At 71.3% G+C, this 11,656-nt stretch carries 9 protein-coding genes; 3 read left to right on the forward strand and 6 right to left on the reverse strand.

Annotated elements, in window-relative coordinates:
* On the forward strand, nucleotides 1–3,531 hold a 3,531-nt coding region (locus tag HOY81_RS25790; protein WP_237323116.1), incomplete at its 5' end, for a multifunctional oxoglutarate decarboxylase/oxoglutarate dehydrogenase thiamine pyrophosphate-binding subunit/dihydrolipoyllysine-residue succinyltransferase subunit.
* Nucleotides 3,532–3,655: 124 nt separating this feature from the next.
* The gene (locus tag HOY81_RS25795; RefSeq protein ID WP_237323117.1) at nucleotides 3,656–4,618 is read left to right on the forward strand and encodes a zinc-binding dehydrogenase; all 963 of its coding nucleotides are present in this window, start codon (nucleotides 3,656–3,658) and stop codon (nucleotides 4,616–4,618) included.
* A 37-nt stretch (nucleotides 4,619–4,655) separates the two neighbouring features.
* Here HOY81_RS25795 and HOY81_RS25800 read toward each other — a convergent pair whose 3' ends face one another.
* The 6 genes from HOY81_RS25800 to HOY81_RS25825 all read right to left on the reverse strand — a co-directional run bounded on the left by HOY81_RS25800 (nucleotide 4,656) and on the right by HOY81_RS25825 (nucleotide 9,859).
* A complete protein-coding gene (locus HOY81_RS25800) occupies nucleotides 4,656–5,609 on the reverse strand; it encodes a PadR family transcriptional regulator (RefSeq protein WP_237323118.1) in 954 nt (317 codons plus the stop codon).
* Between the two features lies 1 nt (nucleotide 5,610).
* Nucleotides 5,611–6,621, reverse strand: a complete 1,011-nt coding sequence (locus tag HOY81_RS25805) for a DUF4097 family beta strand repeat-containing protein (RefSeq protein ID WP_237323119.1) — start codon at nucleotides 6,619–6,621, stop codon at nucleotides 5,611–5,613.
* Between the two features lie 129 nt (nucleotides 6,622–6,750).
* Complete coding sequence (locus HOY81_RS25810) at nucleotides 6,751–6,936, reverse strand: DUF6104 family protein (RefSeq protein WP_237323120.1); 186 nt, start codon at nucleotides 6,934–6,936, stop codon at nucleotides 6,751–6,753.
* A 152-nt stretch (nucleotides 6,937–7,088) separates the two neighbouring features.
* The gene (locus HOY81_RS25815; RefSeq protein ID WP_272893315.1) at nucleotides 7,089–7,889 is read right to left on the reverse strand and encodes an amino acid ABC transporter ATP-binding protein; all 801 of its coding nucleotides are present in this window, start codon (nucleotides 7,887–7,889) and stop codon (nucleotides 7,089–7,091) included.
* A complete protein-coding gene (locus HOY81_RS25820) occupies nucleotides 7,889–8,827 on the reverse strand; it encodes an amino acid ABC transporter permease (RefSeq protein ID WP_237323123.1) in 939 nt (312 codons plus the stop codon). Before HOY81_RS25820 ends, HOY81_RS25815 begins: the two co-directional genes overlap by 1 nt.
* An 87-nt stretch (nucleotides 8,828–8,914) precedes the next feature.
* Nucleotides 8,915–9,859 carry an ABC transporter substrate-binding protein gene (locus HOY81_RS25825; protein WP_237323121.1) on the reverse strand — a complete coding sequence of 315 codons (945 nt, stop codon included), beginning with the start codon at nucleotides 9,857–9,859 and terminating at the stop codon, nucleotides 8,915–8,917.
* A gap of 549 nt (nucleotides 9,860–10,408) precedes the next feature.
* Between HOY81_RS25825 and HOY81_RS25830 the strand changes: the two genes are divergently transcribed.
* Nucleotides 10,409–11,605 (forward strand): NADP-dependent malic enzyme, encoded by a 1,197-nt coding sequence (locus HOY81_RS25830; protein WP_308341208.1) that lies wholly within the window; start codon nucleotides 10,409–10,411, stop codon nucleotides 11,603–11,605.
* The last annotated feature ends 51 nt before the right edge of the window (nucleotides 11,606–11,656 follow it).

Here is an 11,656-nt window from a genome sequence, read left to right on the forward strand (position 1 = left end):
CCCGCCGGGCCGAAGCCCTCCCGGGCGGAGCCCGCGCAGGCCCAGGCTCAGCCCGCCGCGCCCGCGAAGCCGCAGTCCGCGCCCGCACAGCCGGCTCCGCCCCGCCCGGCCGCCGAGCCGAAGCCCGCGGCCGCGGAGAGCGCGGAGAAGGCCCCCGCCGAGGGCCCGGAGTACGTCACCATGCGCGGCCCCGCCGCGGCCGTGGCCAAGAACATGAACGCCTCGCTGGAGCTGCCCACCGCCACCTCGGTGCGGGCGATCCCGGTGAAGCTGCTCATCGACAACCGCATCGTCATCAACAACCACCTCAAGCGCGCCCGCGGCGGCAAGGTGTCCTTCACGCACCTGATCGGCTACGCCATGGTGCAGGCGCTCAAGGCGATGCCCTCGATGAACCACGCGTTCGCCGAGAAGGACGGCAAGCCGACGCTGGTCAAGCCGGACCACGTCAACCTGGGTCTCGCCATCGACCTGGTGAAGCCGAACGGCGACCGCCAGCTCGTCGTCGCCGCGATCAAGAAGGCCGAGACGCTCAGCTTCTTCGAGTTCTGGCAGGCGTACGAGGACATCGTCCGCCGCGCCCGGAACAACAAGCTGACCATGGAGGACTTCACCGGCGTCACCGCGTCGCTGACCAACCCCGGCGGCATCGGCACCGTGCACTCGGTGCCCCGGCTGATGCCCGGCCAGGGCCTGATCGTCGGCGTCGGCGCCATGGAGTACCCCGCGGAGTTCCAGGGCACCTCGCAGGACACCCTGAACAAGCTCGGCGTCTCCAAGGTCATGACGCTGACCTCCACCTACGACCACCGGGTGATCCAGGGCGCCGCCTCCGGCGAGTTCCTGCGGATCATGCACCAGCTCCTCCTCGGCGAGAACGACTTCTACGACGAGATCTTCGAGGCGCTGCGCATCCCCTACGAGCCGGTGCGCTGGCTCAAGGACATCGACGCCGGCCACGAGGACGACGTCACCAAGGCGGCCCGGGTCTTCGACCTGATCCACTCCTACCGGGTGCGCGGCCACGTGATGGCCGACACCGACCCACTGGAGTACAAGCAGCGCAAGCACCCCGACCTGGACATCACCGAGCACGGGCTCACCCTGTGGGACCTGGAGCGGGAGTTCGCGGTCGGCGGCTTCGCGGGCAAGTCGATGGCGAAGCTGCGCGAGATCCTCGGCGTGCTGCGGGACACGTACTGCCGGACCACCGGCATCGAGTACATGCACATCCAGTCGCCGAAGGAGCGCAAGTGGATCCAGGACCGCATCGAGCGGCCGCACTCCTCACCGGAGCGTGAGGAGCAGCTCCGGATCCTGCGCCGGCTGAACGCCGCGGAGGCCTTCGAGACCTTCCTGCAGACCAAGTACGTGGGCCAGAAGCGGTTCTCGCTGGAGGGCGGCGAGTCGGTCATCCCGCTGCTGGACGCGGTGATCGACGCGGCGGCCGAGGCGCGGCTGGACGAGGCCGTGGTCGGCATGGCGCACCGCGGCCGGCTGAACGTCCTCGCGAACATCGTCGGCAAGTCGTACGCGCAGATCTTCCGGGAGTTCGAGGGCAACCTCGACCCGAAGTCGATGCACGGCTCCGGCGACGTCAAGTACCACCTGGGCGCCGAGGGCACCTTCACCGGCCTGGACGGCGAGCAGATCAAGGTCTCGCTCACCGCCAACCCCTCCCACCTGGAGGCCGTGGACCCGGTCGTCGAGGGCGTCGCGCGCGCCAAGCAGGACATCATCGGCAAGGGCGGCACCGACTTCACCGTGCTGCCGATCCAGGTGCACGGCGACGCGGCCTTCGCCGGTCAGGGCGTGGTGGCCGAGACGCTGAACATGTCCCAGCTCCGCGGCTACCGCACCGGCGGCACCGTGCACGTGGTGATCAACAACCAGGTCGGCTTCACCGCCGCCCCGGAGTCCGCGCGCTCCTCGATGTACTGCACGGACGTCGCGCGGATGATCGAGGCGCCGATCTTCCACGTGAACGGCGACGACCCGGAGGCCGTGGTCCGGGTGGCCCGGCTGGCCTTCGAGTACCGGCAGGCGTTCAACAAGGACGTGGTGATCGATCTCATCTGTTACCGCCGCCGCGGTCACAACGAGATGGACAACCCGAACTTCACCCAGCCGCTGATGTACAACCTGATCGACAAGAAGCGCTCGGTGCGCAAGCTCTACACCGAGTCGCTGATCGGCCGGGGCGACATCACCATGGAGGAGGCCGAGCAGGCGCTCCAGGACTTCCAGGGCCAGCTCGAGAAGGTCTTCACCGAGGTCCGCGAGGCGGCGGCCACCCCCGCGCCCGGCGACTTCCCGGAGCCGCGGCAGGACGACTTCCCGGTCGCCGTGCAGACCGGCGTCAGCCAGGAGGTCGTCAAGCGGATCGCCGAGTCCCAGGTCAACATCCCCGACCGGGTGAAGGTGCACCCGCGGCTGCTCCCGCAGCTCCAGCGCCGCGCGGCCCAGGTCGAGGAGGACCGCATCGACTGGGCGATGGGCGAGACGCTGGCCGTCGGCTCGCTGCTGATGGAGGGCACCACGGTCCGGCTGGCCGGCCAGGACTCCCGGCGCGGCACCTTCGGCCAGCGGCACGCCGTGCTGGTGGACGGGGCGACCGGCGAGGACTACACCCCGCTGCTCTACCTCTCCGAGGACCAGGCGCGGTTCAACGTCTACGACTCGCTGCTCAGCGAGTACGCGGCGATGGGCTTCGAGTACGGCTACTCGCTGGCCCGGCCGGAGGCGCTGGTGATGTGGGAGGCGCAGTTCGGCGACTTCACCAACGGCGCGCAGACCGTGGTGGACGAGTTCATCACCTCGGCCGAGCAGAAGTGGGGCCAGACCTCCGGTGTCACCCTGCTGCTGCCGCACGGCTACGAGGGCCAGGGCCCGGACCACTCCTCGGCCCGCATCGAGCGGTTCCTCCAGCTCTGCGCGCAGAACAGCATGACGGTCGCCATGCCGACCCTGCCGTCGAACTACTTCCATCTGCTTCGCTGGCAGGTGCACAACCCGCACCACAAGCCGCTGATCGTCTTCACCCCGAAGTCGATGCTCCGGCTCAAGGCGGCGACCTCGACGACGGAGGAGTTCACCGGCGGTGCGTTCCGCCCGGTCATCGGGGACCCCTCGGTGAACCCGGAGGACGTGCGGAAGGTCGTCTTCTGCTCCGGCAAGGTCTACTACGACCTGGACGCCGAGCGGCAGCAGCGCGGCCTGAACGACACCGCGATCGTCCGCATCGAGCGGCTCTACCCGCTGCCCGGCACGGAGATCCAGGACGCGCTCGCCCCGTACACCAAGGCGCAGAAGTTCGTCTGGGCCCAGGAGGAGCCGGCCAACCAGGGCGCCTGGCCGTTCATCGCGCTGAACCTGGTGGACCACCTGGATCTGATCATCGGTGCGGCGCCGGACAACGCCGACCGGCTGCGCCGGGTCTCCCGGCCGTCGTCCTCCTCCCCCGCCGTGGGCTCCGGCAAGCGGCACGCGGAGGAGCAGCGGCAGCTCGTCAACGAGGTGTTCGACCTCTGAGCCGGGCCCCGGCGCCCGGTGCGCGCGGCGGACCCGCCGAGCGCACCGGCGCGGCCGGGTGACGTACGTCGCTTCGTGGGGCGGAGGCTGTCGGCCTCCGCCCCACGGCGTTAGCGTGTGGATCATGTTTGCTGCCTATGCCGCGCGCATCGACCGGGATCAGCCGCTGAACGGACTGGAGCTGGGGGACCGCCCGGAGCCGCAGGTGCCGCCCGGCTGGACCACCGTGGACGTACGGGCTGCCTCGCTCAACCACCACGACCTGTGGTCGCTGCGCGGCGTCGGCCTGGGGGAGGAGTCGCTGCCGATGATCCTCGGCTGCGACGCGGCCGGGGTGGACGCCGACGGCAACGAGGTGGTGCTGCATTCGGTGATCGGCCAGAGCGGCCACGGGGTGGGCCCGCGCGAGCCGCGCACCCTGCTCACCGAGAAGTACCAGGGCACCTTCGCGGAGCGGGTGGCCGTGCCACAGTGGAACGTGCTGCCGAAACCGGCGGAGCTCTCCTTCGAGGAGGCCGCCTGCCTGCCGACGGCCTGGCTGACGGCGTACCGGATGCTCTTCACCAACGCGGGGGTCCGCCCGGGCGACACCGTCCTGGTGCAGGGCGCCGGCGGCGGCGTGGCCACCGCGGCGATCGTGCTGGGCGCCGCGGCGGGACTGCGGGTCTTCGCCACCAGCCGCGACGAGGCCAAGCGGCGGCGCGCTCTGGAACTGGGCGCCGAGGGCGCCTTCGAGAGCGGGGCGCGGCTGCCGCAGCGGGTGGACGCGGTCATCGAGACGGTGGGCGCCGCGACCTGGTCGCACTCGGTCAAGTCGCTCAAGCCCGGCGGCACCCTGGTGATCTCCGGGGCCACCAGCGGCCCGAACCCCCAGGCCACCGAGCTGAACCGGATCTTCTTCCTGGAGCTCAAGGTCGTGGGCTCCACGATGGGGAGCAAGGAGGAGCTGGCCTCGCTGCTGAGCTTCTGCGCCGCGAAGGGCGTGCGCCCGGTGATCGACTCCACCCTGCCGCTGGACCGGGCCCGCGAGGGCTTCGAGAAGATGGCGGGCGGCGACCTCTTCGGCAAGATCGTCCTGACGGTCTGACCCCGCGGCCCCGGGACGGCTCAGCGGCCCGCGCGGCTCAGCCGTCCCGGGGAGTGCGGAGCACGGCGACGAGGTGTGCGGCGGCCGACTTCAGATGCCGCCGCGCCTCGCGTAGCTGTGCGTCGCTCACGCCATGGTCCCGGGCGGCGTCCCGTACGTCGTCCCGGAAGCGGTCCAGCAGCCGTTCCAGGTCGCGCAGCGGGTCCGCCGAGGGCTCCTCCTCACCGCCCGGGCCCGCCGAGGGCTCCTCCGCTTCCGCGGCCTGCTCCGTGCCGGTGTCCGCGGGCGTACCGCCGGGCGCGCGGGGCCCGGCGTGCGGGCCGGGCGGTGCCGGCCAGGGCGTGGGGTACCCGGTGATCCGGCCGAGCTCGCCCATCTGCCGGCCGAGCTCGGAGAGCCCGGACTGCACCGCGCCCGGCCAGTCGCCGGAGCGGGCCCGCCCACGCACCTCGTCCTGTACCTGGCGGGCGATGCGCCGGATCTCGGCCAGCGCCTCGGCGTGCGCCTCGCGCTCCTTGCCGGCCTGCAGCCGTGCCTGGCGCGCCTCCTCTTCGGCCTTGCGGGCCTGCTCCCGCCAGCCGCCGTCCCCCGCCGTGGTGTCCTGCCGCGCGTGCTGGGCCTGCTGCCGCATCTCCTGGCGCAGGGCGCGGGCGGTGCTGCCGACGTCCTCGCGGATGCCGTCGGAGAGCGCGGCCAGCGACTCGCGGATCTCCGCCTCCAGCTCGGTCAGCTCCTGCTGCCGCTCGGCGAGTTCCGCACGCCCGGCGCCGGTGATCGAGTAGACCTTCCGCCCGCCCTCGGTGGTGTGCGTGACCAGGCCCTCCGACTCCAGTTTGGCCAGCCGCGGGTAGACGGTGCCCGCGGAGGGCGCGTAGAGGCCGTGGAACCGCTCCTCCAGCAGCCGGATCACCTCGTAGCCGTGACGCGGCGCCTCCTCCAGCAGCTTCAGCAGGTAGAGGCGGAGGCGTCCGTGCGCGAAGACGGGGGGCATGTCAGCCGTCCTTACGGAGGGGCTCGGGGCGGGAACGGGGCACGTCGCCGGCGCCGTCGTCCCGGTCGCCGGGGGCCGCCTCGCCGGGGGGTGCGTCGCCGGGGAGGAGCGCGTCGCCGGACCAGGGCTGCGGCCGGCGGAGCAGCGCGATCGGTCCGGAGACGGTGGCGGCCCGCAGTCTGCCGCTGCCCGTGCCGAGGGTGCCGGTGAGCCGCCCGGCACCCCACCGGCCGTCGGCGCTCAGCTCCTCGAAGACGCTGGAGACCGCGCCGGTCACCGTGCGGGCGTCCACCCGGGCGTGCGCGTCCGGCGGGAGCCGTACGGCGATCTCCCCGGAGACGGTACGCAGGGCGACGTCGGTCCGCGGCGCGGAAGGGTCGAGGTCGAGGATCATGGCACCGCTCACGCTCTGCGCCCGTACCCGGGAACCGCCGCCGTCGGCGAGGGTGAGCTCGCCGGAGACGGACTTCACGCGCAGCGAGCCGGACAGGTCCTGGGCCTCGACGTTGCCCGAGACCGTCTCCGCGGTGACGTCGCCGGAGAGTCCGGCCAGCGTGCAGTGCCCGGCCACCACCCGCACCTGAGTGGGGCCCCGGACGCCGGAGACCATCGCGCTCGCGCCGACCACACCGACGGAGAGCCGTACGGCGGCGGGCACGGAGACCGAGACCACCGCCTCCCGGCGGCCGCGCTTCCGGCCGCGCCAGGAACGCAGCCCCTTCCAGGTCAGGTCGTCGTAGGCGACCACGAGCGTGCGGCCCCGGCGGAGCACGCGCAGCGGCGGGCCGTGCAGCGCGGAGACCTCCACCCGGGCAGCGGGGCGGCCGGAACCGCCACCGGGAACGGCGTCTCCGTTGTTGCCGGGGCCTCCGGGCTCTCCGGCGTCCCGGGGAGCGTCCGTGCCCACGACGTTGACGGCGCCGTCCACGATCCGGATGCGCAGCTCCTCGACCGGGCCGTCGAAGGTGAGCGTACGCGGCTCCGCGATCTCCCACGAGCGTTCGTCGGGCACGGCGGCCTCCCCTGGTGCGGCGTACGGCGACATATCGCGTCCTCCGCTGAACACGATATGTCGCGACTGAGCCGCGGGGCAAGGAGCCCGGCTCCGCGGTGGCCTCTCCGGGGGCCCCGCGCGCGGACGCTACCCGTCCTCCTCCTCGTCGTCGTCCAGCCGCGCCAGCCAGGTCGCCAGGCGCTCCACCGGGACCTCGAAGTCCGGGTTGAGGTCGACGAAGGTGCGCAACTGCTCGGCCAGCCACCCCAGGCTGACCTCCTCCTCGCCGCGCCGCTTCTCCAGCTCCTCGATGCCGCGGTCGGTGAAGTACAAGGGGCTCTCCGAAAGGGAACAGGGACGGGTACGCCTCCAGGGTATGCCCGCCGTCACCCGCGGGCGGTCCCGCCCCGCACGGCGGCGGCCCCGGACCGCCGGGGACACGGCGGATCCGGGGCCGCGGCACGTCCGTACGCGCCGGCGTGCGGTCAGAGCACCTTGGAGAGGAAGGACCGGGTGCGCTCCTGCTGCGGGTTGGTGAGCACCTCCCGCGGGTGTCCCGCCTCCACGACCACGCCGTCGTCCATGAAGACCAGCGCGTCGCCGACCTCCCGGGCGAACCCCATCTCGTGGGTGACGACGATCATCGTCATGCCGTCCTCGGCGAGTCCGCGCATCACGTCCAGCACCTCTCCGACCAGCTCCGGGTCGAGGGCCGAGGTGGGCTCGTCGAAGAGCATCAGCTTGGGCTCCATCGCCAGCGCCCGGGCGATCGCCACGCGTTGCTGCTGTCCGCCGGAGAGCTGGGAGGGGTAGTGCCCCGCCTTGTCGCCGAGCCCCACCCGGCCGAGGAGCCGCAGGGCGCGCTCCCGGGCGACCGCCTTGGTCTCACCCTTGACCTGGACCGGCGCCTCCATGACGTTCTCGACGGCGGTCATGTGCGGGAAGAGGTTGAAACGCTGGAAGACCATGCCGATGTCCCGGCGCTGGGCGGCGACCTCGCGCTCTTTCAGCTCGTGGATCCGGTCGCCCTTCTGCCGGTAGCCGACGAGCTGGCCGTCCACGTAGAGCCGGCCGGCGCTGATCTTCTCCAGGTGGTTGATGCAGCGCAGGAAGGTGGACTTGCCGGAGCCGGACGGGCCGACCAGGCAGAAGACCTCGCGCGGGGCGACCTCCAGGTCGATGCCCTTGAGCACCTCGTGGTGCCCGAAGGACTTGTGCACGGCTTCCGCCCTGACCATGGGGCCGGAGGCGCGCGTGGTGTGCGCGGCGGATTCGGCGCTCTTCATCAGCCCTTCGCCTCCCGTCCCGTGTCGTGCCTGAACGTGGTGAGGTGCTTCCGCACCCGCTGCAGCGGGGTGTCCGGCATCTGCCGGGACGAGCCGCGCTGGAAGTACCGCTCGATGTAGTACTGGAAGATGCTGAAGACCGTGGTGAGGACCAGGTACCAGACGGTCGCCATGAGGAGCGCCTCCATCACGGCCAGCGTGCGGGAACCGAAGTTCCGGCTGGCCAGGAAGAGCTCGTTGAAGCCGATGGCGTACGCCAGCGACGAGGTCTTCAGCATGTTGATGAACTCGTTGCCCGTCGGCGGGATGATCACCCGCATCGCCTGCGGCAGGACGATGCGCCGCATCGTCTTGGAGCCGGGCATGCCGAGTGCCTGCGCGGCCTCGGTCTGCCCGGTGTCCACCGACTGGATGCCGGCCCGGCTGATCTCCGCCATGTAGGCGGCCTCGTTGAGGCCGAGGCCAAGCAGGGCGGCGACGAACGGCGTCATCACGTCGTTCATCTCGTTCTTGTAGATCGGCCCGAGGTCGATCGTCTCGAAGATGATCGAGAGGTTGAACCAGAGGAAGATCTGCACCAGCACCGGGGTGCCGCGGAAGAACCAGATGTAGAGCCAGGCGACGCCGCTGAGGACCGGGTTGGCCGACATGCGCATCACCGCGAGCACCATGCCCAGGACGACGCCGAGAAGCATCGCCAGGACGGTGACCCACAGGGTGTTCCAGGTGCCGGACAGGAACGCCTCGTCGAAGAGCCTGCTCCCGACCACGCCCCAGTCGATGTCTGCGTTGGCAAAGGCGAGAACGAGCAGGGCGAGGAGCCCCAGCACCACCGCGGCGCCGATCCAGCGGCCGTAGTGGCGGACGGGGACGGCCTTGATGGCCTCGGGTCGGGCCTTGGTGGCGGGGGCGGCGCCCGGCCCGCCGTCCTGGGACAGGGACGGCGGGCCCGGGACCTTGTCGTCGGGTTCAGACACGGAAAGTTACCTTCTGGGGGACAGTGGGACGGAGCTGAGGCAGGCCGGTCAGGTACCGGCGTTGATCGTGGCCTCGGGAAGCGCGCCGTTGGTCACGTCCCACTTCTTCAGGACCTTCTCGTACTCGCCGTTCTCCATGATCGCGTTCATCGCGGCCTGGATGGCGTCCCGCAGTTCGGTGTTCTTCTTGCCGACCGCGATGCCGTAGGGCGCGGCGTCGATCTGGTCCCCGACCACCTCGAACTGGTTGCCGCCGCCGAAGGTCTTCGCGTTGTACGCGGCCACCGGGAAGTCGGTCACCACGGCGTCCGCACGCTTGTTCTGGAGCTGGGTGATCGAGTCCGTGTCCTTGTCGGAGATGAAGGTGTCGATCTTCTCGTCACACTTCTTGCTCTGCTCCTTGACCAGCGCCTCGTTGGCGGTGCCGCGCTGCGCCGCGACGGTCTTGCCGCAGAGGTCGTCGAGCGTCTTGATCCCCTCCGGGTTGCCCTTGGCCACCAGGATGGAGGAGCCGGCCTTGAAGTAGTCGACGAAGTCGGCGCCGCCCTCGGCGTCCTCGCTGACGCCCTGCTGTCGCTGCTTGGTGTCGGTCATGGCCGACATCACGATGTCGTAGCGGCCGGAGTTCATGCCCAGCACCAGCTGGTCGAAGGTGGCGTTCTTGAACTCGAACTCGACGCCGAGCTGCTCGCCCATCGCCGCGGCCAGGTCCGGGTCGATGCCCGCCGGCTCGTTGTTCTCGTCGACGAACTCGACCGGGGCGTAGGCGATGTCCGAGCCGACCTTGATGACGCCCGCGTCCTGGATCTTCTTCGGCAGCCGGTCGAAGAGCGGGGCGTCGCTGCTCTTGGTCTTCTCGCCGCCACCGTCGCCGGCGTCGTCCGTCTGGTCCCCGCAGCCGGAGAGCAGCAGCGCTCCGGCGACCGCGATGGCCCCGACCGCCGGGATCCGGAGACGGAAGGCGGTGGAGCGTCGGGTGGTGCGTACGGTCATGGGGAGGTCCTCCTGCGGGGATGAGCCGGGGTGAGGGGGTGGCCACCGGGGCGCACTCGTTGTCGAGTGTGCTGGTCGGCGCCCGATGGGGGGCATCCTGCCATCCGGACGGCCCGCCACAGGGGGCCTCCGATGTCGCAATCGCATAACGGATAGCGGGGTCCGCATACAGGGCACCCGCGTCAACGTTATAGGAGCCGTCAACGTCTCACCCGCCTGTCAGCGCCGTGAGAGGTTCGTCACGCACCGTGGAGGCCACCAGCACCCGGCCTGCACACCGCCAGGGCGGATTCAGGCGCTTTGCACTTTCTTGACCGCCCCGGAGAGTGGGTGTGACCAAAGACGTTCGTCCACGGTCGGCTGCGTCCGGTAGAAAGGACGATTACACCCCTCACCCGGGGACCAGGGCGCGTGTGCGGCGCGCCCGGCGTCCGTACCTCCCCCCTGGGCAGCGGTTATCCGCCGGCCCGGTCGCGGACGTGGTGCCCGCCCGCTCCTCAACCAGGGAGCGGCCACCCTCACCATCTTCACGAACAAGGGGTCCATACAGTGGCAGCGGAAATCGTCAATCCCAAGGACGGGCTCGGCGAGGACGTGATCGACCCGGCCTTCGCCCTGCACCGCGGCGGCAAGATGGCGGTCCAGGCGACCGTTCCGGTGCGTGACGCGGACGATCTCTCCCTCGCCTACACGCCGGGCGTCGCCAAGGTGTGCAGCGCGATCGCGGAGCAGCCGGAGCTGGTGCACGACTACACCTGGAAGTCGCAGGTGGTGGCCGTCGTGACGGACGGCAGCGCGGTGCTGGGGCTCGGCGACATCGGCCCGGAGGCGTCCCTCCCGGTGATGGAGGGCAAGGCCATCCTCTTCAAGCAGTTCGGCGGCGTGGACGCGGTCCCGGTGGCGCTCGACTGCCGCGAGGTGGGCGAGATCGTGGACACGGTGGCGCGGATGGCCCCCTCCTTCGGCGGGGTCAACCTGGAGGACATCTCCGCCCCCCGCTGCTTCGAGATCGAGGACCGGCTCAAGGAGCGCCTGGACATCCCGGTCTTCCACGACGACCAGCACGGCACGGCCATCGTCACCCTGGCCGCCCTCCGGAACGCCGCGGTGCTGCGCCGCCGCGCCCTCGGCGAGCTGCGCGCGGTGATCTCCGGTGCGGGCGCGGCCGGGGTCGCCATCGCCAGGATCCTCACCGAGGCGGGCATCGGAGACGTCACCGTCTGTGACAGCAAGGGCATCGTCTCGCCGGACCGCACGGATCTGAACCCGGTCAAGCAGGACCTGGCCGGCTTCACCAACAAGGCGAAGCTGAGCGGGTCCCTGGAGACCGCCCTCGCGGGCGCGGACGTCTTCATCGGCGTCAGCGGCGGTACGGTCCCGGAGTCCGCGGTGGCCACCATGGCGCCCGAGGGCTTCATCTTCGCGATGGCGAACCCGAACCCGGAGATCCACCCGGACGTCGCCCGCAGGTACGCCTCCGTGGTGGCCACCGGCCGCAGCGACTACCCGAACCAGATCAACAACGTGCTCGCCTTCCCCGGCGTCTTCGCCGGGGCGCTCCAGGTGCGGGCCTCCGAGATCACCGAGGGCATGAAGATCGCCGCCGCGGAGGCGCTGGCGGCGGTGGTCGCGGAGGAGCTCTCCGCGGACCGGGTGATCCCCTCGCCGTTCGACGAGCGCGTGGCCCCCGCCGTGACGGCCGCGGTCGCCGCCGCGGCGCGCGCCGAGGGCGTCGCCCGCGCCTGACCCGCCCGCCGACGCTCCCGCGGCCCCGCGCCCTTCCGTGCGCGGGGCCCG

Origin of the sequence: Streptomyces sp. JJ36 (genome assembly GCF_021696945.1) — a bacterium.
Lineage (GTDB): Bacteria > Actinomycetota > Actinomycetes > Streptomycetales > Streptomycetaceae > Streptomyces.

Excerpts from the sequence above, each read along its gene's own strand:
- HOY81_RS25795 (WP_237323117.1), top strand. The coding sequence starts at position 3,656 with ATGTTTGCTGCCTATGCCGCGCGCATCGACCGGGATCAGCCGCTGAAC.
- HOY81_RS25800 (WP_237323118.1), bottom strand. The coding sequence starts at position 5,609 with ATGCCCCCCGTCTTCGCGCACGGACGCCTCCGCCTCTACCTGCTGAAG.
- HOY81_RS25815 (WP_272893315.1), bottom strand. The coding sequence starts at position 7,889 with ATGAAGAGCGCCGAATCCGCCGCGCACACCACGCGCGCCTCCGGCCCC.
- HOY81_RS25825 (WP_237323121.1), bottom strand. The coding sequence starts at position 9,859 with ATGACCGTACGCACCACCCGACGCTCCACCGCCTTCCGTCTCCGGATC.